At 69.0% G+C, this 24,328-nt stretch carries 25 protein-coding genes and 1 riboswitch; of the genes, 8 read left to right on the top strand and 17 right to left on the bottom strand.

From position 1 onward, the window contains the following. Positions 1 to 109: 109 nt before the first annotated feature. From A5624_RS24705 to A5624_RS24685, 5 genes are all read right to left on the bottom strand, one after another. Positions 110 to 544 (bottom strand): SRPBCC family protein, encoded by a 435-nt coding sequence (locus A5624_RS24705; RefSeq protein ID WP_066872442.1) that lies wholly within the window; start codon positions 542 to 544, stop codon positions 110 to 112. Positions 545 to 608: 64 nt separating this feature from the next. Then, complete coding sequence (locus tag A5624_RS24700; RefSeq protein ID WP_066872439.1) at positions 609 to 2,081, bottom strand: M28 family peptidase; 1,473 nt, start codon at positions 2,079 to 2,081, stop codon at positions 609 to 611. Beyond that, positions 2,078 to 3,568 carry a M28 family metallopeptidase gene (locus tag A5624_RS24695; RefSeq protein ID WP_066872437.1) on the bottom strand — a complete coding sequence of 497 codons (1,491 nt, stop codon included), beginning with the start codon at positions 3,566 to 3,568 and terminating at the stop codon, positions 2,078 to 2,080. The genes A5624_RS24700 and A5624_RS24695 overlap by 4 nt, the downstream gene beginning before the upstream one ends. Positions 3,569 to 3,621: 53 nt before the next feature. Then, positions 3,622 to 4,047, bottom strand: a complete 426-nt coding sequence (locus tag A5624_RS24690; RefSeq protein ID WP_066872434.1) for a DUF2752 domain-containing protein — start codon at positions 4,045 to 4,047, stop codon at positions 3,622 to 3,624. Between the two features lie 18 nt (positions 4,048 to 4,065). Further along, positions 4,066 to 4,413, bottom strand: coding sequence for a CD225/dispanin family protein (locus A5624_RS24685; RefSeq protein WP_066872431.1), 348 nt, complete (start codon positions 4,411 to 4,413; stop codon positions 4,066 to 4,068). A gap of 335 nt (positions 4,414 to 4,748) precedes the next feature. On the opposite strand from A5624_RS24685, the gene A5624_RS24680 reads away from it, so the two are divergent. After that, positions 4,749 to 5,279 carry a serine/threonine protein kinase gene (locus A5624_RS24680; protein WP_066872428.1) on the top strand — a complete coding sequence of 177 codons (531 nt, stop codon included), beginning with the start codon at positions 4,749 to 4,751 and terminating at the stop codon, positions 5,277 to 5,279. A 91-nt stretch (positions 5,280 to 5,370) separates the two neighbouring features. After that, on the top strand, positions 5,371 to 5,892 hold the full coding sequence (locus A5624_RS24675; protein WP_066872426.1) for a serine/threonine protein kinase: 522 nt from the start codon (positions 5,371 to 5,373) through the stop codon (positions 5,890 to 5,892). A gap of 3 nt (positions 5,893 to 5,895) precedes the next feature. Here the strand turns inward: A5624_RS24675 and A5624_RS24670 are convergent, their stop codons facing one another. Genes A5624_RS24670 through thiO form a run of 4 tightly spaced genes read right to left on the bottom strand, consistent with a single transcriptional unit; the run spans position 5,896 to position 8,642 of the window. Next, positions 5,896 to 6,663: an SGNH/GDSL hydrolase family protein gene (locus tag A5624_RS24670; protein WP_066872423.1), complete on the bottom strand. Its 768-nt coding sequence runs from the start codon at positions 6,661 to 6,663 to the stop codon at positions 5,896 to 5,898. Then, entirely contained in the window at positions 6,660 to 7,418 is a 759-nt protein-coding gene (locus A5624_RS24665) for a thiazole synthase (RefSeq protein WP_066872551.1), read from the bottom strand. The genes A5624_RS24670 and A5624_RS24665 overlap by 4 nt, the downstream gene beginning before the upstream one ends. A gap of 7 nt (positions 7,419 to 7,425) precedes the next feature. Further along, positions 7,426 to 7,623: a sulfur carrier protein ThiS gene (gene thiS / locus A5624_RS24660; RefSeq protein ID WP_066872420.1), complete on the bottom strand. Its 198-nt coding sequence runs from the start codon at positions 7,621 to 7,623 to the stop codon at positions 7,426 to 7,428. Then, on the bottom strand, positions 7,620 to 8,642 hold the full coding sequence (gene thiO / locus A5624_RS24655) for a glycine oxidase ThiO (protein ID WP_066872548.1): 1,023 nt from the start codon (positions 8,640 to 8,642) through the stop codon (positions 7,620 to 7,622). Before thiO ends, thiS begins: the two co-directional genes overlap by 4 nt. Position 8,643: 1 nt before the next feature. Beyond that, positions 8,644 to 8,781: riboswitch (TPP riboswitch) on the bottom strand. 37 nt (positions 8,782 to 8,818) lie between these two features. Between thiO and thiE the strand changes: the two genes are divergently transcribed. Continuing rightward, positions 8,819 to 9,490 (top strand): thiamine phosphate synthase, encoded by a 672-nt coding sequence (gene thiE / locus A5624_RS24650; protein WP_066872416.1) that lies wholly within the window; start codon positions 8,819 to 8,821, stop codon positions 9,488 to 9,490. Here the strand turns inward: thiE and A5624_RS24645 are convergent. Next, positions 9,462 to 10,103, bottom strand: coding sequence for an NUDIX hydrolase (locus A5624_RS24645; RefSeq protein ID WP_066872413.1), 642 nt, complete (start codon positions 10,101 to 10,103; stop codon positions 9,462 to 9,464). The two genes, thiE and A5624_RS24645, sit on opposite strands and share 29 nt — an antisense overlap. 140 nt (positions 10,104 to 10,243) lie before the next feature. Here A5624_RS24645 and glnX point away from each other — a divergent pair, with 140 nt between their 5' ends. The 3 genes from glnX to A5624_RS24630 are packed head-to-tail and all read left to right on the top strand — an operon-like array spanning position 10,244 to position 14,834. Then, positions 10,244 to 11,563: a protein kinase G-activating protein GlnX gene (glnX, locus tag A5624_RS24640; protein ID WP_066872410.1), complete on the top strand. Its 1,320-nt coding sequence runs from the start codon at positions 10,244 to 10,246 to the stop codon at positions 11,561 to 11,563. A gap of 14 nt (positions 11,564 to 11,577) precedes the next feature. Further along, a complete protein-coding gene (locus tag A5624_RS24635; RefSeq protein ID WP_156749190.1) occupies positions 11,578 to 12,540 on the top strand; it encodes a glutamate ABC transporter substrate-binding protein in 963 nt (320 codons plus the stop codon). After that, positions 12,540 to 14,834, top strand: coding sequence for a serine/threonine-protein kinase PknG (locus A5624_RS24630; protein ID WP_066872404.1), 2,295 nt, complete (start codon positions 12,540 to 12,542; stop codon positions 14,832 to 14,834). The genes A5624_RS24635 and A5624_RS24630 overlap by 1 nt, the downstream gene beginning before the upstream one ends. Before the next feature lie 155 nt (positions 14,835 to 14,989). Here the strand turns inward: A5624_RS24630 and A5624_RS24625 are convergent, their stop codons facing one another. From A5624_RS24625 to fgd, 4 genes are all read right to left on the bottom strand, one after another. After that, positions 14,990 to 15,838: an endonuclease domain-containing protein gene (locus A5624_RS24625; protein ID WP_066872545.1), complete on the bottom strand. Its 849-nt coding sequence runs from the start codon at positions 15,836 to 15,838 to the stop codon at positions 14,990 to 14,992. A gap of 76 nt (positions 15,839 to 15,914) precedes the next feature. Continuing rightward, positions 15,915 to 17,078: an acetate kinase gene (locus A5624_RS24620; protein WP_156749186.1), complete on the bottom strand. Its 1,164-nt coding sequence runs from the start codon at positions 17,076 to 17,078 to the stop codon at positions 15,915 to 15,917. Further along, positions 17,075 to 19,141 carry a phosphate acetyltransferase gene (gene pta / locus A5624_RS24615; protein ID WP_066872398.1) on the bottom strand — a complete coding sequence of 689 codons (2,067 nt, stop codon included), beginning with the start codon at positions 19,139 to 19,141 and terminating at the stop codon, positions 17,075 to 17,077. The genes A5624_RS24620 and pta overlap by 4 nt, the downstream gene beginning before the upstream one ends. 29 nt (positions 19,142 to 19,170) lie before the next feature. After that, on the bottom strand, positions 19,171 to 20,181 hold the full coding sequence (gene fgd / locus A5624_RS24610; protein WP_007768513.1) for a glucose-6-phosphate dehydrogenase (coenzyme-F420): 1,011 nt from the start codon (positions 20,179 to 20,181) through the stop codon (positions 19,171 to 19,173). 119 nt (positions 20,182 to 20,300) lie between these two features. Between fgd and A5624_RS24605 the strand changes: the two genes are divergently transcribed. Beyond that, a complete protein-coding gene (locus A5624_RS24605; RefSeq protein ID WP_066872395.1) occupies positions 20,301 to 21,047 on the top strand; it encodes an MBL fold metallo-hydrolase in 747 nt (248 codons plus the stop codon). Between the two features lie 182 nt (positions 21,048 to 21,229). Here A5624_RS24605 and A5624_RS24600 read toward each other — a convergent pair whose 3' ends face one another. From A5624_RS24600 to A5624_RS24590, 3 genes are read right to left on the bottom strand one after another with little or no spacing between them, the layout of a single operon-like run. Next, complete coding sequence (locus A5624_RS24600) at positions 21,230 to 21,733, bottom strand: GNAT family N-acetyltransferase (RefSeq protein ID WP_066872543.1); 504 nt, start codon at positions 21,731 to 21,733, stop codon at positions 21,230 to 21,232. A 6-nt stretch (positions 21,734 to 21,739) separates the two neighbouring features. Next, positions 21,740 to 22,621, bottom strand: coding sequence for a class I SAM-dependent methyltransferase (locus A5624_RS24595; RefSeq protein WP_066872392.1), 882 nt, complete (start codon positions 22,619 to 22,621; stop codon positions 21,740 to 21,742). Positions 22,622 to 22,628: 7 nt separating this feature from the next. Then, complete coding sequence (locus A5624_RS24590; protein WP_066872389.1) at positions 22,629 to 23,000, bottom strand: DUF3054 domain-containing protein; 372 nt, start codon at positions 22,998 to 23,000, stop codon at positions 22,629 to 22,631. Positions 23,001 to 23,137: 137 nt separating this feature from the next. On the opposite strand from A5624_RS24590, the gene A5624_RS24585 reads away from it, so the two are divergent. Further along, positions 23,138 to 24,322, top strand: a complete 1,185-nt coding sequence (locus tag A5624_RS24585; RefSeq protein WP_066872387.1) for an acyl-CoA dehydrogenase — start codon at positions 23,138 to 23,140, stop codon at positions 24,320 to 24,322. The last annotated feature ends 6 nt before the right edge of the window (positions 24,323 to 24,328 follow it).

Raw genomic sequence — 24,328 nt, 5'->3', positions numbered from 1 at the left:
CGGCTACGACGCAGCATCAAGGAAACTCATCCTAGAGGCATCGACCATAACGGGCAGCAGGAATCGGGCGACCCAGCAAACGTCGACACGAACGCGGCAACCGATGCCGCTAGCGTTCCAGCGCCCGTGCGCAGTGGTCGAGGATGGCGCGGAAGGTCCAGCGGAACAGCGGCGACGTGACCGCCTCGGTCACCTTGCCGCCCCCGCTGGCCGGAACCGTGTAGGCGGTCTCCCAGTCGACGTGCGCGCCGTCGCCCGACGAAGTGATCGTCACGGTCCCGCCCTCGTGATTCGAGGCGGGTATCGAGCGGACGACGAGGTAGGAGTAGTTGTGCGGCGGCTCGTAGGCGGTGATCCGTTCGCGCAACCACACGCCCAGCCCCGTCACTTCGCGCACTGCCCCCACGCCTGGGCCCGACGAGCCGTCGGCCCAGCCGGCCCTGAGCAGCAACGGAGCGGTGGTCAGGTTGGCCGGGTCGGTCAGCCAATCGAAGACGCGTTGCGGCGCCGCCGCGACGGTGCGCTCTACGTGAATCTGGACCATGCGCTCCCCTGCCCTGCGATGCCGACGGGTGTCACCGACATGCTAAACGGTGGGCGGTCGCGGTTCAGGGCACCCGGGTGCGGTGCCTCTTGTTGTGCGGCGGCACGCCATTGACCCCGCCGATGGATTCCGCGTAGCTGCCGACGACGAACCCGACGCCAGAACCCATGACCGCCAACGCTTCCCGGTTGATGTTGTCGACGGTGTCACGAGGGCTCTGGAAGTTGGGATCGAACGCCACGCCGGCCTGACCACCCCATAACCGGGCCTGCACGGGGCTTTTCGGCTGCGAGGCGCCGGTGGTCATGCCGCCGACCGGCACGCCGGCCACCATGAACGGGTGGTAGTCGGCCCTGGTATCCAACGGCAGGTCGGCGGGACGCTTGCCGGCGAGGTTCAGATAACCGGCCAGCATGCGTTCGATGCCGGCCGATCCCTCGGGCACGTCCGCGGCCGAGACGTTGGGTGAGGGCGGGCCGGACTGATCGCCGTCGTCGGTGAAGAATCCCGCGTTCGGCGACCCCAGCATGGTGAAGTTCAGGTAGAGCGCGATGTCGTTGAGTTGGTCGCGGTCCATGCCGAACACGTAGTCCATGACGCCGTTGCGGCCGTCCTCGTCGGCTCCCCAGAACACGAACCGCACCGCGTTGGTGACCGGGGCGAGCGGGCCCAGTTGCAGCGCCGTCTCCAAAACGGCGGCCACCCCGGAGCCGTCGTCGTTGATCCCGGGCCCGGCGCGGGAGCCGTCCAGGTGGGCTCCGACCACGACGACGTCGTGGGCCGACCCGGTCTTGGTCTGCGCCACGACGTTTCGCGAAGTGATGTTGACGTTCTGCGCATCCAGCACCAGGCGTACCGGTGCCGTGGAGCCGGACAGCGCGGCGGCGCCGTAGGCGCCCAATACGGCGACCGGCACGGTCAGCTGCTTGAAGTAGCCGGGGGTGAACAGGGTGGGCGGCGCGCCGCGCCCGGTGGGTGAACTGAGCACGATCAGTGCGCTGGCGCCCTTGGCCACCGCGCTGTTCTGTTTGTCGACCACCGAACAGTGCGCGTCGTCGACGACGGCGATCGCCCCTTTGGGCAGGGGCGACGGGTAATCGGTGGCCGCGCAGCCCGAGGGCTGGGCCGGCCGGACCGGCTGGCCGGTCAGTCCGCCGGGTGGCGTTTGGACCAGCAGCGAGGCCTGGTCGACCGAATAGGTACGACCCGCAACGGTCAGCGCCGGCTTACCCAACGACACGGTGTAGAGCCGGTCGAACTGCGGCGTCTGTACGTCGAAACCCTTGTCTCGCAGTGTCTTAGCCACGTAGTCCACGGTGGCGTTGAAGCCGGGTGTGCCGTCTGCGCGGTTGCCGCCGTTGGCGTTGGCGATGTTCTGCAGGGCGCGCAGATGGGTCAGCAGGCCCTCGACGTTCACCCGTTTGGCCAAGCTGTGCGCTAGGTCCGGGGTGGCCGTCGGCTGCCCCGGCCGGGTGTCCGAACACCCGGCCACCAGCGCGGCGAGCAGCAGCAGCGTCGCGACCAGCCGGGACATCATGACTTGGCGAGCACGTGCCGGACCCGGTCCGCCATGGCGGGGACGCCGTTGTGCCCGCCGAGGTCCTGCGCGTACAGACCCATCGCGTAGGCCACACCACCGCCGTTGATTCCCAGTGCGGTGCGGTCGATGTGGTCGAGGGTGTCGGTCTTCTGGTGGTAGTTGGGGTCGAACGGTTGATCGGCGGCGCCGCCCCACAACTTGGCCTGGTCGGCGGACATCTTCCCCTCCGCCCCCGAGAACAGGCCGCCGGCGGGGACGCCCGCCAGGGTGAACCCGTCGTAGTCCGACCGGCCGTCGAACGAGGTGTCCTGCGCGGTCTTGCCGGCCGACTTCAGGTAGGCGACCAGCGTGCGCTCGATACCGGCCGAGCCCTCCGGCACCACCGGCTGGCCTCGCGCGTCCGCGGGCAGCGATTGGTCGCCGTCGTAGGTGAAATAACCGGGGTTCGGCGATGCGAGCATGTCGAAATTGAGGTACAGCGCAAGGTTTTTCAGCGCCGTCAGGTCCAGCGACTCGACGTAGTTGCGCGACCCGATCAGTCCGAGTTCCTCGGCACCCCAGAAGCCGAACCGCAGCGCGTTGCGCACCGGTGGTGAATTCCCCAGTCGCACAGCGGTTTCCAGCACCGCGGCCACGCCCGATCCGTTGTCGTTGATGCCCGGCCCGTCGGGAACGCTGTCCAAGTGGGCCCCGGCCATCACCACGTCGGTCGCCGACCCGGTCTTGGTCTGCGCAATCACGTTGCGGGCGCGGAAGCTTTGGACGCTCGCGTTGAGTTTGATGGTGGTGGGGCCGGGCTGGCCGCGCAGCTGCACCCCCACCGACTTGGTGACGCTCAGCACCGGAATCTTCACCTCGGTGGTCGGGCCGAGCGTGCCGCCCATCTGTTGTTCGTCGACGTTGTCGGCGATGATCATCGCCACGGCGCCGCGCTGTGCCGCGGCGTTTTCCTTCTGTGCGAACGGGCAGGTGCCGCGGTCCACCAGCACCACGGCGCCCTGCAGCGGCAGGGCGGCGTAGTCGGCGGCCGCGCAACCCAAGTTGTCCGGCGGTGCGGCGAGGAGCGGCCCGCTCACGCCGGCCGGCGGGGTGCCCAGGCTGAAGTCCAGCGCGTGCGCCTCCACCGACTTGCCGCCGACGGTGAGCTCCGGCTTCTCGGCGTGGAACACGCGCGCCGAGAATTCCGGGGTCTGCACGTCAAATCCGCTGCCGCGCAAGACGTTCACCACATAGTCGACGCTGGCCTCGTAGCCGGGCGTGCCCACCGCCCGGGTGCCGTTGTTGGCGTTGGCGATGTCTTGCAGCTTGGTCAGGTGGGCCATCATCGCGTCGGTGGTGACCTTGTCGCGCAGGCCGGCGGCGAATTCGGCCGCGCCGGGGTGCGTTTGCTGCGAGTCGGACGACCGATGCGAGCAGCCGGTCGAGAACGCGGTCAGGGCGATCACGGCCAGCATCGCCGGAATCGTCGTGGATTTGTTCACCATCGCGCCCCAGGTTAGACCGCTGCCGAACCGGCCCGGATCAGGACACGGCGGTATCAGACATGCAGTGCGCTGAAGGGCGCAAAGGGGATGTTGCGCACCACGAACCAGGCCAGCACCAGCGACAGCGTCACGGCGGCGGCCCAGCGCCGGTGCTGCCAGCTGCGGATGCGCCGGCCCACCAGGCGCCCGTAGGTCCAGGAGAAGTAGGCCCACGCCAGCAGCGCGACAGCCGCCAGGCCCAACGCGTTGAACCTGGCGGCCGCCAACAGGTTGCCGTGCAAGAGCGAATACACCATCCGCAAGCTGCCGCAGCCGGGACAGTCGATCCCCAACAACGCCTTGGTGGGGCAGACCGGCAGCGGACCGTTCGGTGTGGTCGGGTCACCCGCCCAGATGGCGGCGCACATCAGCGTCGTGGATGCGGCCACGACCAGTGGCGCACCCAAGCTCGCGTGCGCCGCCCCCCAGCGGGTCACCATGATCGAACTCTAGAACCTTTAGAACATCGCGGCGAGTGCCGCGTTGGTGTCCGTGTTGAGCGCGCCGACCGCCATCAAAATGCCGTAGATGATGCCCACCACGATGCCGATGGCTACCGACCAGATCACCCATTTCTTGGCACTTTCGGCGGACGCCTGCGCCTCGGCATAACGTCCCTGCGCCCACAACCCATTGACCTGGCTCGACTTGACTATCGCCACGATTCCGAAGGGAAGACAGCAGAACAGGGTCGCCAGAATCGACCACACCAGATAGTTATTCGGCGCTTCGCCGGCCGGCTGCTGCGGCGGGTAACCGGGAGACGGCGGCGGGTAATTGGGCGGCGGAGGAGGGGGTTGTGTCATGGATTCTCCAGTCCAGAGAAGTTAGCTGACGTAAAGCGGTCTAACCATACCCGAGCGGACTCTGATCGGCACTAGCAATGCAAAATCTGGTTTAGGCCGGGCCGGGCGCAACGCGCCGGAGACGCCACCGCATTCACCGGGCGGCTCGATTACCGCCGGACTCAACATAATTCGCCAGCGGGCGGCGCAAGCCGCGCGGCACTATCATTTTCCTGGGCCTCTGCCCGTTGAGCCGACGAAGGATGCCTACACAGACAATTGCCTGCGGAACGTATTGCTTTACCACGACATAGACCTACTATCCGTGTTTAGAAGCCGCCGTTAAGGAGCCATTCATGTCTGATTTCAGCAACGTGCTGAGGGCAGCGGTCTTAACGGCCCTCATGGCCGGTTCGGCCTTAGCGGGCGGCGTCACTGCGAGCGCGGACCCGGCCACCACCGGCAACCCGTCGGATATCAACGCGCTTGCGGCCTCGCTGTCGAAGGGCTACGGCCTGAACAACTGCACCGCCGGAAACATCGACCGCAGCACGCAACTGGCGGTACTCACCTGCGGGCAGAGTCCCGACCCGAGCGGCCCGGTTCAGGCCAAGTACGTCCTGTTCACCAACGCCGCCAACTTGGCCACCTCGTTTAAGGCCACCATCAAAGAGGACGTCCTGACCCCCTGCGGGGACGCCACCCAGTCGCCGTCGACCTGGCACAAGGACGGCGCCGCCGACAGCGCCGGTCAGGCGGCCTGCGGCACGTACCGCAACGGCGCCGAGATCATCTGGACCACCGACGCCAAGAACACGCTGAGCTACCTGCGCGCGTCCAACACCGACGTGGCCGCGCTCTACCGGTGGTGGCGCGCCAACGGGTGAGATTCGGCGAAGGGCCGCAACCGATTCAAGAACAGATGACCGAGAGACGTTCGCCCCTCTTTATTTCCATCAACCGCAGGGAGTCAGGAAAATGTCACATCTCAACACCGCGCTGCGAGTCGTGTCGGCCACAGCCTTTACGGGCAGTTTGGCTTTCGCGGGTTGTGCCACCGCAAGCGCCGAACCCAACACGGGTAACGCGGCGGACCTGAACACGCTGGCCGCCTCGCTGTCGAAGGGTTACGGCCTGAACAACTGCAAGTCCCAAGAGCTGACCGAGGCAGGCGAGCTGGCCGAACTGGTGTGCGGGCAAAGCCCCGACTCCAGCGGACCGGGATCGGGTGTCTACGCGCTCTTCTCCAACAGCACGAACCTGGGCTCCGCGTTCAGTTCCACGATCAAGGACGTGTCCCTGGCCGCGTGCGGGGACGCCGGGCAGTCACCGGGAACCTGGAAGCAGAACGGCCAGACGGGCGGCCAGATCGCCTGCGGCACCTACAAGAACTACGCGACGCTGACCTGGACCACCGACGCCAAAAACGTGTTGGGACATCTCACGTCGGCCAACTCCGATGTCAACGCGCTCTACCAGTGGTGGCGCACCAACGGCTGACGCTTAGAGCGCGGCCGCAACCAAATCCGCTACCGCACGCATCCCGTCGGCGTTCGGGTGCAACGGAGCGGGGCGTCCGGGCAGTGACACACCCAAGCGGGTCGGCAGCGTCGTCCAGGGCTCTGCCGACCATGCGTGGTGCTCCCGGCTGGCCGCGGCGGCGCGGATGAGTCCGCAGCCGGTCGCCGCGGCGGCATCGGCCGTCATCGTCTCCAGCGCCGCGGCCACGTGGCGACCCAGGTCGGCGTCGGCGCTCGACAGCGGCGCGGCCGGCACACCCGGCGGCGGCAGCATCGTCAGGTAGTCGACGAAGAATATCCGTGCCCCCGCGGACCGGTGGCGCACTTCCCGGCCGACCGCGCACAGCGATTCAAACACCGCGTCCAAGGCCGCATCTCGCGCTTGGCGGTCCAGCAGTTCGGTGATGCGGTCCCCCAGCAACGGCAGGTGCCGCAGTGCCCGCGGTAGCGACGCCGCCATCAGCAGCGGGATGTAGCCGACGTCGTTGCCGCCGATGGTGACGGTGACCAGACTTTCGGTGCCGTCCAGCGCGGCGATCTGGGGTGGCGCCCCGCGCTGGCTTTCGGCGAGCACGTGGGCGGTGGTCGCCCCGGAGAAGGTGACGTCGACCAGGTCGTAGCCGTGACGCTGCGCGATCAGGTGGGCGTAGTTGCGTGCGGATCGACCCGACCATCGCGGAGCCCCTGCCGCGCGGGGACGGATGCCCGGGCCCGCGGCCATCGAACTGCCCAGCGCCACATAACGATTCATTGACTTAGGCTGGGGCTGGAAGCCTGCGCCCAGAACCGCTTCGGGATCCGTCCGGCGCGGCGGGCCAGATACCCGGCCGTGACCGCGGCGGCCATCGCGGCGGCCATCGCCGCCGGATCGGCGGCCCGGGTCACCGCGGTCGCCAGAAGTACGGCGTCGCAACCCAATTCCATCGCCAGCGCGGCATCGCTGGCGGTTCCGATGCCGGCGTCGAGCACCACCGGAACGCCGGCCCCGGCGACGATCATCTCGATGTTGTGCGGGTTGGTGATGCCCAGGCCGGTGCCGATCGGCGAACCCAGCGGCATGACGGCCGCGCAGCCGACGTCCTCGAGCCGGCGCGCCAGCACCGGATCGTCGTTGGTATAGGGCAGCACGACGAATCCGTCGTCGACCAATTGCTCTGCGGCCCGCACCAATTCGACCGCGTCGGGCAGCAGCGTGCGTTCGTCGGCGATCACCTCGAGCTTGATCCAGTTGGTGTTCAGCGCCTCGCGCGCCAACTGTGCGGTGAGCACCGCCTCGGCCGCGCCGCGGCATCCCGCGGTGTTGGGCAGCGGCGTGATGCCCAGCCGGTTGAGCAGATCGAGCAATCCGGTGCCGCCCTCGGCGTCGACGCGGCGGATCGCGACGGTGGTCAGTTCGGTGCCCGAGGCCACCAGCGCCTCTTCGAGCACCGCCAGGTTGCTCGCGCCGCCAGTCCCCATGATGAGCCGCGACGCGAAGCTGCGGTCTCCGATGGTCAGCTTGGGCATCTCGGATTTAGCCACCTTGCACCGCCGTCACCACCTCGAGCCGGGCACCGTCGAATAGCTCGGTGGCCCAACGGGATCGCGGCAGCACCGTGTCATCCATGGCCACCGCCACCCCGCGGTCCGGGAACCCCAGGGACTGCAGTAACGCGGCGACCGTGATGGGCGCGTCGACGTCGACCTTCTGTTCGTTGACCAGAACGATCATGGGTGTGCTCCCACCGGGGCCAGTTCGGACACGATCTGTTCTGCCGTCCAGGGCGCCAACAGGAATCCCGACCGGCCGTGGCCCGCGGCGACCAGCGTCCGCGCATCCAGGCGATGCACCAACGGCAGATTGTCAGGGGTCATCGGGCGCAGCCCGGCGGCGCATTCGGCCAACTCGTATTCGCCCAGCGCCGGCAGCACCGCGCACGCGTCGTCGAGCAGGTCGCGCACCCCCGACACGACCGGGGCCGTGTCGCGCCCGTGCTCGTACTGGGTGGCGCCGACGACCACTCCGTCCGCGCGGGGCACCAGGTACACCTGCCGTCCGTGCACCCGGGCGCGAATCACCCGCCGCGGCAACGGCATACAACCCTTGCGCCACCGCAGCCGCAGCACCTCGCCCTTCACCGGGCGCACCGGCAGGCCCGGCCACAACGCCGGCGCGTCGATGCCGTTGGCGATCACCACCGCGTCGGCCTCGACGCGCGACAGCTCGTGCACCGCCGGCGCCCACCGCACCCCGAGGCGCTCACACTCGGCGGCCAGCGCGTCGAGCACCGCGCGGTTGTCCACGGCCAGTTCGGTGGGCGCCCGGAAGCCGTGCCTGATGCCCTGCGCCAGCAGCGGTTCGACGTCGCGGGCCGCCGATTCCCAGACCACCGGGTGCCCCTGGCCGGACAACCAGTCCGCGACGGTGCGCAGGTCGGCGACGTCGGCGCGGTCGACGGCCACCACCAGCGACTCGCGCGCGGTGACCACCCCGGGCGGCAGCCCGTCGGTGAAACCGCCCTCGCGCCACAGCCGCAGCGATTCCAGCCCCAGCCGCAGCAACCGCTCCTCGCCGGGCCAGCCTTCGCTGTGCGGCGCCAGCATGCCGCCGGCCACCCAGGATGCGCCCTGGTGGTCGCTGCGATGCACCCGCACCGACCAGCCGGCCTGCGCGGCGCGGCGCGCCACCGCCAGCCCGATGACGCCGCCGCCGATGACGGCTAGGTACCCCGATGGGGGTCCCGGGGGCATCCCGGTCATTCTCGAGCCTCCCTTCGCCGGCATGATCCGGATCAGGTGTGACGGTAAGGGCAGGTCCGGGTGGCTCCGGCTGTGCCCACTCTCAGCCCCGCAGTCGCCTCGACTACCCGGGACTCCCGTGTCTGGTGGTTCTCTTCGGCTCCACGCTAGCGCGCTAGCGTCTCGGTGTGCATCAACCTCTTGCCCGGCTGGCCGCGGCGCGACTCTATCTGTGCACCGACGCGCGCCGTGAGCGCGGCGATTTGGCCGAATTCGCCGACGCCGCCCTGGCCGGCGGCGTGGACATCATCCAGCTGCGCGACAAGGGTTCGGCCGGTGAGCAGCGGTTCGGCCCGCTGGAGGCGCGTGAGGAGCTGGCGGCGTGTCAGGTCCTGGCCGCCGCGGCACGCCGGCACGGCGCCCTGTTCGCCGTCAACGACCGCGCCGACATCGCCCGCGCGGCCGGGGCCGACGTGCTGCACCTCGGCCAGGGCGACCTGCCGCTGGCGATCGCGCGCGACATCGTCGGGCCGGACGTGCTGCTCGGCTCGTCCACCCACAGCGCCGATCAGGCCGCCGCGGCCGCGCGCAGCGAAGCGGACTACTTCTGCGTCGGGCCGTGCTGGCCCACGCCTACCAAACCGGACCGCGCGGCGCCGGGCCTGCCGCTGGTGAAGGTGGCCGCCGGGCTGGGAACCGACAAACCATGGTTCGCCATCGGCGGCATCGACGAGCGCCGGCTGCCCGAGGTGCTCGACGCCGGCGCCCGGCGCATCGTGGTGGTGCGTGCGATCACCGCGGCCGCCGAGCCGCGGGCCGCGGCCACGCGGCTCAGTTCGGCGCTGGCAGCAGCGCGCTGATCCGGCGGGCCAGCTGCGAGGGCGCCCGGTCGGCCTCCGACGGGGGCCCGGGCATGCACCAGACGAAGACGCCGGTCTCGATCTCGATCGTGCGCGGCAGGTATCGCCGTCGCTCGTCGCCGTCGCCCAGCGGCAGCACCGCCGGCGCGGTGCGCAGCCGCTGCCAGCTGGCCGCGAAGCCCGGGTGCAGCGGCAGGTCGGCCACCTCGTTTTCGGCGACCCAGCGCATCTCGGCGCTTTCCCGGTTGGGCACGGTGTGCAGCAACTCGTCGGCGTCGGCGATCACGGTGGTGTAGCTCCACTGCGTGCCGGCGATGCCGGCGACCTCGGCCGTGACCACCGTGGCGCGCACCGCCAGCCGCTCGCCGAGCAGCCCGGCCTCCTCGTTCGCCTCGCGGACCGCCGTCTCCTCCGGCGTTTCGTGGCTGTCCCGGGCGCCGCCCGGCAGTCCCCAGGTGCCGCCCTGATGGCTCCACACGGCGCGATGCTGCAGCAGCACCGCGGGCGTACCGTCGGACTGCGGGGCCCGCAGCAGCAAACCCGCCGCGCCGTACCGGCCCCAGTAATGGGCGCCGCTGTCGGAGATCACCCAACCGTCACCGTCGCCCTGCACCGATTCAGGATATGCAGACTTGGTTGGGGCGTCGCCAATTGCGTCTGCCTCCACCCATCCACCCGAACATGCTCTTAGACTTCGCTTATAGAGGTCCGTGCAGCGAAATCGAGTGGCCGAGAGATGAGGGCTGATCAAACGTGACGGTTGAGCTGGCACACCCGTCGACCGAGCCGCAGGGATCGCGGTCGCCGGCCGAACCGGCTCATCCCCGCTGGTGGTTCATCTCCACGACGCCGGGGCGCATCTTGACCATCGGCATCGTGCTGGCCGCGCTCGGCGGCATCAGCGCCTTCGCCACCTCGACCACCATCAACCACCGGCAGCAGGTGCTGACCACGGTGCTCAACCACACCGAGCCGCTGTCGTTCGCCGCCGGCCGGCTCTACACCACCCTGTCGGTGGCCGACGCCGCGGCGGCGACCGCGTTCATCGCCGAGGCGGAACCACAGCCGGTGCGCCAGCGCTACGAGCAGGCCATCACCGACGCGTCCGTCGCCGTGACCCGGGCCTCGAGCGGGCTCACCGACGAACCGCTGGTGCAGCTGTTGGGCCGGATCAACGCCGAGCTGGCCGTCTACACCGGCCTGATAGAAATCGCCCGGACCAACAACCGGGAGGGCAATCCCGTCGGCTCGTCGTACCTGTCGGAGGCTTCGGGCCTGATGCAGTCGACGATCCTGCCCGACGCGGCGCGGCTGTATCAGGCGACGTCGGAGCGGGTGGACGCGGAAACCACCGCGTCGACGCAGATCCCGGCCCCGGTGATCATGGTGGTCGGCGCCACCGTGATCTTCGGCGCGTTCTCGCACCGCTGGCTGGCGCGGCGCACCCGCCGCCGAATCAACCCGGGCCTGGTGGTGGGCGCACTCGCTATTCTCGTCATGGTGGTTTGGGTTGGAACTGCGCTGACCATTTCTACGACGGCCAGTCGTAGCGCGAAGGACACTGCCGCGGAATCCCTCAAGACCGTCACCAACGTCGCGATCACCGCCCAGCAGGCGCGCGCCGACGAAACCCTGTCGCTGATCCGCCGCGGCGACGAGGAGAAACGCAAGCAATCCTTCTACCAGCGCATCGATTCCATGCACCGCCAGCTCGACCAGTACATGTCCCGCAGCGACGCCGTCGACAAGCCGGACCTCGAGGGCGCCGACCAGCTGTTGCTGCGCTGGCGGCAGGCCAACGACCGGATCACCTCCTACATCTCGGTGGGTAACTACCGGGCCGCGACGCAGGTGGCGCTGGGCAGCAGCGAGGAAGACTCGACCCCCGCGTTCGACAAGCTGGAAGACGAGCTGGTCAAGGCCATGGATCAGGGCCGCATCACGCTGCGCAACGACGTCATCAACGCGCGCAGCGGACTGTCCGGCGCCCAGGTGGGTGGCGTGGTGCTCAGCCTCGGCGCCGCCATCGCGGTGGCGCTGGGCCTGTGGCCGAGGCTGAAAGAGTATCGATGATGCTCGGCCTGCGGATGCTTCGCCGGGCGGGCGCCGCGACCGCCGCGGTGGTGGTGCTGGCGGGTTGCGGGCACACGGAGTCGTTGCGGGTGGCCAGCGTGCCGACGTTGCCGCCGCCGACACCGGTCGGCATGGAGCAGTTGCCGCCCGAGCTGCGGCTGCCGCCCGACGGCCCGAACCAGAACTGCGACCTCACCGCCAGCCTGCGGCCCTTCCCCACCAAGGCGGAGGCCGACGCCGCCGTCGCCGACATCCGCGCCCGCGGCCGGCTGATCGTCGGCCTCGACATCGGCAGCAACCTGTTCAGCTTCCGCGATCCAATCACCGGCGAGATCACCGGTTTCGACGTCGACATCGCCGGCGAGATCGCGCGCGACATCTTCGGGGCGCCCTCGCACGTCGAGTACCGGATCCTGTCGTCGGACGAGCGGGTCACCGCGCTGCAGAACTCCGAGGTCGACATCGTGGTGAAGACCATGACCATCACCTGCGACCGGCGCAAGCTGGTGAACTTCTCGACCGTCTACCTCGACGCCAACCAGCGCATCCTGGCCCCGCGCGACTCGTCGATCGTCAAGGTCTCCGACCTGTCCGGCAAGCGCGTCTGCGTCGCCAAGGGCACGACGTCGCTGCACCGCATCCAGCAGATCGATCCGCCGCCGGTCGTGGTGTCGGTGGTCAACTGGGCCGACTGCCTGGTGGCGATGCAGCAGCGCGAGATCGACGCGGTCAGCACGGATGACTCGATCCTGGCCGGGCTGGTCGAAGAGGATCCGTATCTGCACATCGTCGGGCCCAACATGGCCACCCAGCCCTATGGCATCGGGGTCAACCTGAACAACACCGGACTGGTGCGGTTCGTCAACGGAACCCTGGAACGGATCCGCCGGGACGGTACGTGGAACACGTTGTACCGCAAGTGGTTGACGGTGCTGGGTCCCGCGCCGGCCCCGCCCACGCCGAGGTATCTGGACTGATGGCCGAGCCGGACAAGCAAACCGAGCAGCCGGAATCCGACCCGGAAGACGTGGCGGACGTGGCCCCGGGCACCCAGCCGGCCGACGTCCAGACCGGCGCGGCGACCGGGCGGCTGCAGGCCACCCAGGCGCTGTTCCGTCCCGATTTCGACGACGACGACGATGACGACGACTTTCCGCACATCTCGCTGGGCGCCCTGGACACCGATCCGCAGGACCGCTTGACGGTCGCGACGCGATCGCTGCCCGCGGTCCGCCAGCTCGGCGGCGGCCTGGTCGAGATCCCGCGCGGACGCGACATCGACCCGCTCGAAGCCCTGATGACCAATCCGGTGGTGCCGGAATCCAAGCGCTTCTGCTGGAACTGCGGAAAACCGGTGGGCCGGTCCAGCAAGAAAGCCAAGGGCACGTCGGAGGGCTGGTGCCCGTCCTGCGGCAGCCCGTATTCCTTTCTGCCGCAACTTAATCCCGGCGACATCGTCGCGGGCCAGTACGAGGTCAAGGGCTGCATCGCCCACGGCGGCCTGGGGTGGGTCTATCTGGCGGTCGACCACAACGTCAACGACCGGCCGGTGGTGCTCAAGGGTCTGGTGCACTCCGGCGACGCGGAGGCCCAGGCGATCGCGATGGCCGAACGACAGTTCCTCGCCGAGGTGGTCCACCCGCAGATCGTGCAGATCTTCAACTTCGTCGAGCACAAGGATCAGCACAACAATCCGGTCGGCCTCATCGTCATGGAGTACGTCGGTGGGCAGCCGCTCAAGCACGGCAAGGGTGAGAAGCTGCCCGTCGCCGAGGCCGTCGCCTACCTGCTGGAGATCCTGCCCGCGTTGAGCTATCTGCACTCCATCGGCCTGGTCTACAACGACCTGAAGCCGGAGAACATCATGCGCACCGAGGAGCAGCTCAAGCTGATCGACCTGGGCGCGGTGTCGCGGATCAATTCGTTCGGATACCTCTACGGCACACCGGGATTCCAGGCCCCCGAGATCGTGCGGACGGGGCCGACGGTGGCCACCGACATCTACACGGTGGGCCGCACACTGGCCGCGCTGACGCTGAATTTGCAGACGCGCAACGGCCGCTACGTCGACGGCCTGCCCGAGGACGACCCGGTGTTGACCACCTACGACTCCTTCCGCCGGTTGTTGCGCCGCGCCACCGACCCCGACCCGCGGCGCCGGTTCGGCAGCACCGAGGAGATGTCGGCCCAGCTGATGGGCGTGCTGCGCGAGGTGGTCGCCCACGACACCGGCATCCCGCGGCCCGGCCTGTCGACGATCTTCTCCCCCAGCCGCTCGACGTTCGGGGTGGACCTGCTGGTCGCGCACACCGACGTGTACCTGGACGGCCAGGTTCACTCGGAGAAGCTGACCGCCCGCGAAATCGTTACGGCACTGCAGGTTCCGCTGGTCGATCCGGCCGACGTCGCCGCCCCGGTCCTGCAGGCGACGGTGTTGTCCCAGCCGGTGCAGACGCTCGATTCGTTGCGCGCGGCCCGGCACGGCACGCTGGACGCCGACGGCGTGGAGGTGTCCGAGTCGGTGGAGCTGCCGCTGATGGAGGTCCGCGCGCTGCTGGACCTGGGCGACGTGGCCAAGGCCACCCGCAAGCTCGACGACCTGGCCGAGCGGGTGGGCTGGCAATGGCGGCTGGTGTGGTACAAGGCCGTCGCCGAGCTGCTCACCGGCGACTACGACTCGGCCACAACGCATTTCACCGAAGTGCTGGACACCTTCCCCGGCGAGCTGGCGCCCAAGCTGGCGCTGGCCGCCACCGCCGAGCTGGCCGGCGACGTCGACGACCACAAGTTCTACGAGACGGTGTGGAAGACCAACGACGGGGTGATCTCGGCGGCGTTCGGGTTGGCCAGATCACTGTCCGCCGAAGGGGATCGGGCCGCCGCGGTGCGCACGCTGGACGAGGTGCCCGCCACCTCCCGGCACTTCACCACCGCGCGGCTGACCAGCGCGGTGACGCTGCTATCCGGCCGCACCAAGAGCGAGATCACCGAGGAGGACATCCGCGACGCGGCGCGGCGGGTGGAGGCGCTGCCGCCCACCGAGCCCCGCGTGCTGCAGATCCGCGCCCTGGTGCTCGGCTGCGCGATGGACTGGCTGGAGGACAACAAGGCCAGCACCAACCACATCTTGGGCTTCCCGTTCACCGAGCACGGGCTGCGGCTCGGCGTCGAGGCGGCGCTGCGCAACCTGGCCCGCGTCGCCCCCACCCAGCGGCACCGCTACGCGCTGGTGGACATGGCGAACCGGGTTCGCCCCACCAGCACGTTCTAGCGGTTCGCGTTAGGCGCGACTCGGGGCCCGGTTGGGCGCCCGTTTGGGCGCGGCATCCGGCCCGCGTCCCGTCGAGTGTGAATCGTGGGCGTTGAGTGTGAACCCTGGGCGGCGACACGCCGACAAACCACACCGTAGTTTCACACTGAAAGCCGCTATTTCACAGTCGATTTCGTCAACGCTGCACGCACCCGGTGGATGATCGCGGCGGGCCGGTCCTCCGCGACGACCCGGACGACGATCCACCCCAGCCGCTCCAGCGTTTCGATCCGGCGAATGTCCTTGACGTACTGGCGTCGGTCGGTGCGGTGTTGGTCGCCGTCATACTCGACGCCGACCATGGCGTCCGGCCAGCCCAGGTCCAGGTAGGCGATCGGCAGGCCGTCGGCCCCCAGCACCGGGATCTGGGTCTGCGGCCGCGGCAGTCCCGCGTCGATGAGCAACAGCCGCAGGTAGCTTTCCCGGGGCGACTGTGCACCCGCGTCGACCAGCTCGAGCGCGGCCTCTAACGCCCGCAGCCCGGGCGAGCGAGGGTGCGCCATCGCGACCCGCAGCACGTCGTCGACCTTGAAACCCGTTGCGTGCGCGAGGGCGTCGAGCCGCACCACGGCGGACCGCACCGCGCCCCGCCGCCCGATGTCGAAGGCGGTTCGCTCCGGTGTGGTGACGGGCAGACCGTCCTGGCGCTGAGTCTCACCGGCATACAGCGTTTCCCGATGCGTCAACACGCCGTTCGGGGGACGGGTGTTGGGATGGATCAGCTCAACAGGCACGCCGTCGGGGATCCATTCGGCGCCGTGCAGCGCCGCCGCGGCCGCTCCCGCGATGACCGCCCTGCGGCCCGACCACAGCCAGGCCGCGCGGATGCGCACCCGCAGCGACGGCTCCACGTGTGCGGGCACGTACACGTTCGGAAACACCGCGCGGTAGGCCGCCCGCAGCTGGTGGCGACTCAGCCTTCCCGACGCCAGCTCCTCGCTGCCGATAAACGGCACTTGCCTCATGTCGCGAACCATCTCACGTCGAACGCGGTCCGCGGGCGCGTCTGTGCACAGGCCCCGAGCGCACGGTATCGGCTACTTATCCGCCTAGCACGCTCACGCAGTCGCGGGCGATGGCCAGTTCTTCGTTGGTCGGGATCACCAGCACCGCGATCGGTGAGTCGTCGGCCGAGATCTGCCGCGCCCCCTTGCCGCCGCCGAGATTACGGCGCTCGTCGAGCACGATGCCCAGTTCTTCCATGCCGGCCATCGCGTCGCGGCGCACCGCGGCGTCGTTCTCGCCGATCCCGGCGGTGAAGCTGATGACGTCGGTGTGCCCCAGCACCGCCAGGTAGGCGCCGACGTACTTGCGCAGCCGGTGGGTGAACACGCTGTAGGCCAATTGCGCTGCCTGGTCACCGGATTCGATCATGGTCCGCAGCCGGCGAAAGTCGCGCTGACCGGACAGGCCCAGCACGCCCGACCGCTGGTTGAGCATGGACTCGATGTCGTCGACGCCCATGTCGGCCGTGTGCGACAGGTAGCCGACGACGCTGGGATCGATATCGCCGCTGCGGGTACCCATCACCAGCCCCTCCAACGGGGTCAGCCCCATCGAGGTGTCCAACGGCCGGGAACCGGCGATCGCCGAGGCGGAGCAACCGTTACCCAAATGCAGCACAATCTGTTTCAGGTCGCCGACGGGCCGCTCCAGAAAGGCGGCGGCCTGCTCGCTGACGTAGCGGTGCGACGTGCCGTGGAACCCGTATCGGCGGATCTGATACCGCTGAGCGAGGTCGCGGTCGATCGCGTAGGTGGCTGCCGCCGGCGGCAGGTCGTGGAAGAATCCGGTGTCGAAGACCGCGATGTGGGCGATGTCGGGCAGCAGTTTGCGCGCGACCTCGATCCCCTTGAGCGCGGGCGGATTGTGCAGCGGGGCCAACTCCGACAACTCGTGCAGCCGGCCTATCACCGCGTCGTCCAGCAGCGTGGGCTGATAAAAGGCGTTGCCGCCGTGCACCACTCGGTGCCCCACCGCGACGATGCCGCTCGTCTTCAGGTCGATACCGTCATCGGCCAACGCGTCGAACGCGTGGCGCAGCGCGGCGTCATGATCGGGAACCGACGACGATTCCTCTCCGATCCGCTCCACCAGGCCCGTCGCCCGGGCTGTGCCCGAATCCGGGTCGACCACTTGGTATTTCAGCGACGACGAGCCGGAGTTGATCACCAGCACCAGGCGGGAGCCACTCGTTTCCGTCACGGCCGCCCCTGCGCCTGGATCGCGGTGATGGCCACGGTGTTGACGATATCTTCGACCAGCGCGCCCCGCGACAGGTCGTTCACCGGCTTGCGCAGGCCCTGCAGCACCGGCCCGATGGCGAGCGCGCCGGCGCTGCGCTGCACCGCTTTGTAGGTGTTGTTGCCGGTGTTGAGGTCGGGGAAGATCAGCACCGTGGCCCGACCGGCCACCGGCGAGTCCCGCAATTTGGTGGCCGCGACCGACGGTTCGATCGCGGCGTCGTATTGGATGGGCCCCTCCACCGGCAGGTCGGGGTCGCGTTTGCGCACCAATTCCGTTGCCGTCCTGACCTTGTCGACGTCCGCACCGGTGCCGGAGTCGCCGGTCGAGTAGGACAGCATCGCCACCCGCGGTTCGATGCCGAACTGGGCGGCGGTGCGTGCCGAGGAGATGGCGATGTCGGCCAGCTGCTCGGGCGTCGGGTTCGGGATGATCGCGCAGTCACCGTAGGCCAGCACCCGATCCGGCAGGCACATCAGGAAGATGCTGGACACCGTCGAGACGTCCGGGACCGTCTTGATGATCTCGAATGCCGGCCGAACGGTGTGCGCCGTGGTGTGCGCGGCGCCGGACACCATGCCGTCGACATGGGAGTTCTGCACCAGCATGGTGCCGAAATACGTGGCGTCGCGCATGGCCTCGCGGGCCTGCTCGACCGTGACACCCTTGGCCTTGCGCAACTGCGCGTACTGGTCGGCGAACTCGTCGCGCAGCGGGCTACTGCGCGGATCGATCACGGTCGCGTCGCCCAGGTCCACCCCGAGTTCTCCCGCGCGCTGGCGGATTTGGGCTTCGTCGCCCAGGATGGTCAGGTCGGCGACGCGGCGCTGCAGCACCCGGCCCGCCGACTGCAGAATGCGGTCGTCGTCGCCTTCGGGTAGCACGATGTGCTTGCGGTCCGCGCGTGCCTGCAGCGTCAGCTGGTGAATGAACATCTGCGGCGTGACCACGGTGGGAATCGGAATCGCAAGCTGGGCAAGCAGATCGGGGACGTCGACGTGGCTGTCCATCAACTCCAGCGCGGTGTCGATCTTGCGCTGCGAGGTCGCGGTGACCCGGCCCCGGGCCGACGCCGCCGCGCTGGCGGTGTCGTAGGTGCCCAGCGCGGTGGCGACGATGGGCAGGCGCAGCCGAAGCCCGGCGACCAGGTCGGCGATGGACGGATGCAGCTGGAAACCGCCGTTGAGCACGATGCACGACAGCGACGGAAAGCCTTCGGCCGCATGGGCACTGGCCACGGCCAGTACTACGTCCGAGCGGTCGCCGGGGGTGATGACCGCCATGCCGTCGCGCAGGCGTTCCAGGACGTGGTCGGCGGTCATCCCGGCGACCAGCACGCCGGTGACCTCGCGTTCGCGCAGTGACTCTTCGCCGCTGACCGGCGCCCCGCCGACGGCCTTTTCCAGCTCGGCCACCGTCGGCGCGGACAGCAGCGGCGCGTCGGGCAGCACGTAGCTGCGCTGGGCGAATTTGCGCAGGGCCTGCGCGACCTCGGTCAGCTCGGCCGGCTCACAGCGGTTGGCCACCACGGCGGCGGTGTGGGCGTGCTGGGCGTCCAGCTCGGCCAGGCAGACCTCGACGACGCTGGCGACCTCGGCGGCCGTGCGCCCCTTGCCACTGACCGTCAGCAACAGCGGCGCACCGAGATTGACCGCGATGCGCGCGTTGGTCGAAAGCTCTGCGGGCCGGGTCACGTCGGTGTAGTCGCTGCCGACGATCACCACCACGTCGCACGCCTCGGCCACCGCGTGGTAGGCGTCGACGATGGCGGCGATGGCCGCGTCACCGTCGGCGTGCAGCTGCGCATAGGTGACGCCGACGCATTGCTCGTAGGTCAGACCCGCGGTGGTCCGCGACAGCAGCAATTCCAGGATGTAGTCGCGGTCCTCGCCGTCGTCGGAGCGCGTAATCGGGCGGAACACACCGACTTTGGCGACCGTGGCGGTCAACCGGTGCAGCAGCCCCAGCGCGATCGTCGACTTGCCGGTCTCCGGCTCGGGGGCCGCGATATAGATCGCTGTCACTGGACGGGCAGCACGGCGCCGCAGACCGCTTAGGCCAGCCGCCGCAACCGCGGCGCCAGGTCCTTCTCGAAGAGCTCCAGGAACCGGCGCTGGTCATGGCCGGGCGCGTGGAACACCAGGTGGTTGAGGCCCCATTTCACGTACTGGCCGACCTTTTCGACCGCCTCGTCGGGATCCGACGCCACGATCCAGCGCTTGGCCACCTGCTCGATCGGCAGCTCGTCGGCGGCCTTCTCCATTTCCAGCGGGTCGTGAATGCTGGTCTTCTGCTCGGCCGTCAGCGACAGCGGCGCCCAGAACCGGGTGTTCTCCAGCGCCTTGTCCGGGTCGGTGTCGTAGGAGATCTTGATTTCGATCATCCGGTCGATGTCGTCGGGATTCTTGCCGGCCGCCTCCGCACCCTCCTTCATGGCCGGCATCAGCTTGTCCTTGTACAGCTCCTCGCCCTTGCCGGAGGTGCAGATGAAGCCGTCGCCGGCGCGGCCCGCGTACTTGGCCACCTGGGGACCGCCCGCGGCGATGTAGATCGGGATGCCACCCTCGGGCACGTCGTAGATGGAGGCGCCCTTGGTGTGGTAGTACTCGCCCTCGAAGTCCACCCGGTCGCCCAGCCACAGCTCGCGCATCAGCCGCACCGATTCGCGCAGCCGGGCATAGCGTTCCTTGAACTCCGGCCACTCGCCCTCGTATCCGGTGGCGATCTCGTTGAGCGACTCGCCGGTGCCGACGCCCAGGAAAATGCGGTCCGGGTACAGGCATCCCATCGTGGCGAACGCCTGCGCGATGACGGCGGGGTTGTAGCGGAAGGTCGGGGTGAGCACCGAGGTGCCCAGCACCAGCCTCTTGGTGCGCTCGCCGACCGCGGTCATCCAGGCCAGCGAGAAGGGCGCGTGTCCGCCCTCGTGCCGCCACGGCTGGAAGTGGTCACTGACGGTTGCGCTGTCCATGCCGTGCCCCTCGGCGGCGACAGCGAGTTCGACGAGCTCGCGCGGTGCAAATTGTTCAGCGGACGCTTTGTATCCGAGTTTCAGTTCAGCCACTCGTTCTTTCTACTCCTGTGCTGATGGTCGCGACCCGCTACGCCCGGCTTCGCCGCGCTTGCGATCGCTCCTGTGCTGACGGTCGCGACCCGCTACGCCCGGCTTCTACACTCGCGGGCATGGGATCGGCGCCAACCCTCGTCCAAGTGACCGACACGGTCTACCTCGCCCGGGGCGAGGCCGTTAACTGGACGCTGGTCGTCGATGGCACCGGCGTGCTGCTGATCGACGCCGGATATCCCGGCGACCGCGAGGACGTGCTGTCGTCGCTGCGGGAGCTGAGCTACGGCCCCGGTGACGTGCGGGCCGTCCTGCTCACGCACGCCCACATCGACCACCTGGGTTCGGCGATCTGGCTCGCCAACGAATACGGCACCGCCGTGTACTGCCACGCCGAGGAAGTGGGCCACGCCAAACGCGAATACCTGGAACAGGCGTCGGTTTTCGATGTGGCCCTGCGCATTTGGCGGCCGCGCTGGGCGGCGTGGGGCCTGCACGTGTTGCGCAGCGGCGGCCTGATCCGCGACGGCATCCCCTCCACCCGGCCACTGACCGCCGAGGTGGCCGCCGGGCTGCCGGGGCACCCGCGGCCGGTGTTCACCCCCGGGCACACCAGCGGGCACTGCTCGTACGTGGTGGACGGGGTGCTGGTCAGCGGCGACGCGCTGATCACCGGGCACCCACTGCTGCGTCGGGGTGGGCCGCAGCTGCTGCCCGCGGTGTTCAGCCACAGCCAGCAGAACTCGCTGCGCAGCCTGGACGCGCTGGCCCTGCTGGACACCGAGGTGCTGCTACCCGGTCACGGCGACGTGTGGCGCGGCCCGATCCGGGAAGCGACTGCGCGCGCCATCTCGCTGGCTCAGTAGTGGAGAGGCGTTGTGCCGGTTGCTAAATCGATCGCATCGGGGCTTTGAGCGTGAATCCTGGGTCTTCAGTGTGAACCTACAGCGGGTGTTGTCGGCGTGTCGCCGCCAAGGATTCACACTGAAAACCGACGATTCACACTCGACCGGCGAGGGCGAGGACCGGCGCGGGCGCCGAACTCAACTCAAGCCAGCCACTTCTCGAAGGCGATCGGAATGAACGGGCCCCACGACGGCAGTGGATCCGGTGTTATCCGGGTGTATCCCGTCGCGTCATAGAGCGCCTCGGCCTCCGGCTGCCGGTTCCCGGTGATCAGGTAGAGCCGCCGATACCCACGCGCCAGGGTTTCGGCCTCCAGCGCCGCCAGCAGCGCCTTGGCGTAACCGCGGCGCCGGTGCCTGGCGTCGGTCCAAATCCGCTTGAGCTCGGCGGTCTCGGCGTCGTACCGGCGAAACGCGCCGCCCGTCACCGGCTCGCCGTCCACCACGCCGATCAGCAGTCCGCCATCCGGCGGCGCCAACTCGGCCTCCGGCACGGGCAGCCAGGTCAGGTGGGTGCTCGGCGTCCCGCCGTACCGTTGCGCATACTCGACGGCCAGTTCGGCCAGCAGCGGTTGCGCCAGCGGGTCGTCGTGAGTGGCCGACACGAACCGCAGTCGGCCGCGGGGCGTGGTTGATTCCGGCATCACCAAGGCTCAAACGCGTGTCGCGGTGACGTATTCCGGGATGAACTCCGAGTCGCCGGCTCCGGCGCTTCGCCGCCTGCCCAGGCCCAGCGCACCCAGCAGTTCGGTGAGGCCGCGCCCGGCGGTCTCCCAGCCATTGGACGCCAAATACTCTGGCACGTAATGGTATTCGCCCGGATAGGTCAGGCTGGCCAGGTCGACGTCCAGACCGCGCTGTCGCCAGCCGTCGACGAATGCACGCTCGGCCCCGAGCTGCAACGGATTCCAGGTGGGCATGTGATCGGCGGTGAACCGGCTACCGGCGGCGCTCGAGGCGGTGACGGCGTCGAGCACATGGTTCTGCTCGTCGGGCGGCAGGTAGCCGACGAGCAGCTGCTCGGCGACCCAGACCGTGGGCTGGGCGGCGTCGAACCCGACCCGGCGCAGCGCCGCCGGCCAATCCTGGCGCAGCTCGATGCCGACCGCACAGCGGTGGGTGGCCAATGTGGCGTCCAGCCCGCGCAGCACCTCGGCTTTGAAGTCGAGCACCTGCGGCCGATCGATCTCGTAGACCGTGGTGCCCTTGGGCCACCACAGCCGGTACGGCCGGGTGTCGAGGCCCGACGCCAGGATGACCACCTGCCGGATGCCCGCCCGGCCGGCGTCGGCCAGGAATTCGTCCACGAACCGCGTGTGCGCCGCCAGCGCGTCCATCAGCGCCGTCATGGCCGGGTCGTCGCCCTCGTCGGCCGCGAACACGTGATCGGTGATCGCGCGGGTGAGGTAGTCGATCCCGACGGCGCACAACAGCGGCTCGGCGAAGGGATCGTTCAGCAGGCCCTGGTGGGTGGCCACCGCCCGCGCGGCCGCGCCGAAAGTTGCGGTCACCGCCACGTCAACCGTCTGCGCCATGGTCGCCTCAGACGCCGGAGCGCCGCCGCAGGGCCAGCCCGGCGGCCACTCGCCAGCCCAACAACAACAGCGCGGTGACCGTCGTCGCCACCACCACGAAACTCGCCGCCACGCCCGCGGAGGTCGCCTTGCGCAACAGCATGCCGACGAGCACCGTGCACAGCCACACGACGACCCCGGTCGGCGCCACCGCGGTCGGCCGGCGCCACGCGCGGGAGACGAGCCACCCGACGACGGTGCCGGTGAGAAACGGCCACGCCGTCACGGCGACGCCGGTGATGTTGAGACCTTCGTCGTGGCTGCGGCGACCCACGGCGCAGAACACCAGCACGCCGATGACATCCACCGCGAGCCAGGCCGGCCCCCGGAGCCTAAGCATGCAGCGAGACTACCGGGACGTCGCATGATCCTTGACCGCGCAGCCGCGGTGAACCTAGATTCGTCAGCAATGAATCCCCATTCACTCCGCCGGTCCGGCGGTGGTAACCGGCGGCCCGACGGTGGCAGGCTGAGGACATGAGCACTCAGACACCGCCCGCCTTCGACCGCGACGACCCGCTCGGCCTCGACGCCTCGCTATCCAGCGACGAGCTGGCGGTGCGCGACACCGTCAGGGAATTCTGCGCCGAGAACGTGCTGCCGCACGTGGCGGAGTGGTTCGAGATCGGCGATCTCCCGGTGCGCGAACTGGCCAAGGGGTTCGGTCAGCTCGGGCTACTGGGCATGCACCTGGAGGGGTACGGCTGCGGCGGCGCCTCGGCCGTGCACTACGGGCTGGCGTGCGTGGAGCTGGAGGCCGCCGACTCCGGCCTCCGGTCGATGGTCTCGGTGCAGGGCTCACTGGCCATGTTCGCGATCTGGAATTTCGGGTCCGAGGAGCAGAAGCAGGAATGGCTGCCCGGCATGGCCACCGGTGAGCTGCTCGGCTGCTTCGGGTTGACCGAACCCGACGTCGGCTCCGATCCCGCCGCGATGAAAACCCGGGCGCGCCAAGACGGTTCGGACTGGGTGCTCAACGGCCGCAAGCTGTGGATCACCAACGGCTCGGTGGCCGACGTCGCGGTGGTGTGGGCCACCACCGACGATGGGATTCGCGGCTTCATCGTGCCCACCAAGACACCGGGCTTTTCCGCCAACACGATTCATCACAAGCTGTCGCTGCGGGCCTCGATTACCAGCGAGTTGGTGCTCGACGACGTGCGGGTGCCCGCCGAGGCGATGTTGCCCGAGGCCAAGGGGCTGCGCGGGCCGCTGTCCTGTCTGTCCGAGGCCCGGTACGGAATCGTCTGGGGCTCCATGGGAGCGGCGCGCTCGGCGTGGCAGGCCGCATTGGATTACGCCACGCAGCGCACCCAGTTCGGCCGGCCCATCGCCGGATTTCAGCTGACCCAGGCCAAGCTCGTCGACATGGCGGTCGAGCTGCACAAGGGCCAGCTGCTCTCGCTGCACCTCGGCCGCCTCAAGGACAGCGTGGGCCTGCGCCCCGAGCAGGTCAGCTTCGGCAAACTCAACAACACCCGCGAAGCGATCAAGATCTGCCGGACCGCACGAACCATATTGGGCGGCAACGGGATATCGCTGGAATACCCCGTGATCCGGCACATGGTGAACCTGGAATCGGTGCTGACCTACGAGGGCACACCGGAGATGCACCAGCTCGTCCTCGGCCAGGCGTTCACCGGCAGCGACGCCTTCCGCTGACGACAG

It is taken from the genome of Mycobacterium sp. 1482292.6 (assembly GCF_001672995.1).
Lineage (GTDB): Bacteria > Actinomycetota > Actinomycetes > Mycobacteriales > Mycobacteriaceae > Mycobacterium > Mycobacterium europaeum_A.
Note: the sequence above shows the minus strand (reverse complement) of the source record. Positions and strands in the feature narration are given on the sequence as shown.

Coding starts and splice junctions, on each gene's coding strand:
- A5624_RS24705 (WP_066872442.1), bottom strand. CDS start 544: ATGGTCCAGATTCACGTAGAGCGCACCGTCGCGGCGGCGCCGCAACGC.
- A5624_RS24700 (WP_066872439.1), bottom strand. CDS start 2,081: ATGATGTCCCGGCTGGTCGCGACGCTGCTGCTGCTCGCCGCGCTGGTG.
- A5624_RS24695 (WP_066872437.1), bottom strand. CDS start 3,568: ATGGTGAACAAATCCACGACGATTCCGGCGATGCTGGCCGTGATCGCC.
- A5624_RS24690 (WP_066872434.1), bottom strand. CDS start 4,047: ATGGTGACCCGCTGGGGGGCGGCGCACGCGAGCTTGGGTGCGCCACTG.
- A5624_RS24685 (WP_066872431.1), bottom strand. CDS start 4,413: ATGACACAACCCCCTCCTCCGCCGCCCAATTACCCGCCGCCGTCTCCC.
- A5624_RS24680 (WP_066872428.1), top strand. CDS start 4,749: ATGTCTGATTTCAGCAACGTGCTGAGGGCAGCGGTCTTAACGGCCCTC.
- A5624_RS24675 (WP_066872426.1), top strand. CDS start 5,371: ATGTCACATCTCAACACCGCGCTGCGAGTCGTGTCGGCCACAGCCTTT.
- A5624_RS24670 (WP_066872423.1), bottom strand. CDS start 6,663: ATGAATCGTTATGTGGCGCTGGGCAGTTCGATGGCCGCGGGCCCGGGC.
- A5624_RS24665 (WP_066872551.1), bottom strand. CDS start 7,418: ATGCCCAAGCTGACCATCGGAGACCGCAGCTTCGCGTCGCGGCTCATC.
- thiS (WP_066872420.1), bottom strand. CDS start 7,623: ATGATCGTTCTGGTCAACGAACAGAAGGTCGACGTCGACGCGCCCATC.
- thiO (WP_066872548.1), bottom strand. CDS start 8,642: ATGCCCCCGGGACCCCCATCGGGGTACCTAGCCGTCATCGGCGGCGGC.
- A5624_RS24635 (WP_156749190.1), top strand. CDS start 11,578: ATGCTTCGCCGGGCGGGCGCCGCGACCGCCGCGGTGGTGGTGCTGGCG.
- A5624_RS24630 (WP_066872404.1), top strand. CDS start 12,540: ATGGCCGAGCCGGACAAGCAAACCGAGCAGCCGGAATCCGACCCGGAA.
- A5624_RS24625 (WP_066872545.1), bottom strand. CDS start 15,838: ATGAGGCAAGTGCCGTTTATCGGCAGCGAGGAGCTGGCGTCGGGAAGG.
- A5624_RS24605 (WP_066872395.1), top strand. CDS start 20,301: ATGGGATCGGCGCCAACCCTCGTCCAAGTGACCGACACGGTCTACCTC.
- A5624_RS24595 (WP_066872392.1), bottom strand. CDS start 22,621: ATGGCGCAGACGGTTGACGTGGCGGTGACCGCAACTTTCGGCGCGGCC.
- A5624_RS24590 (WP_066872389.1), bottom strand. CDS start 23,000: ATGCTTAGGCTCCGGGGGCCGGCCTGGCTCGCGGTGGATGTCATCGGC.
- A5624_RS24585 (WP_066872387.1), top strand. CDS start 23,138: ATGAGCACTCAGACACCGCCCGCCTTCGACCGCGACGACCCGCTCGGC.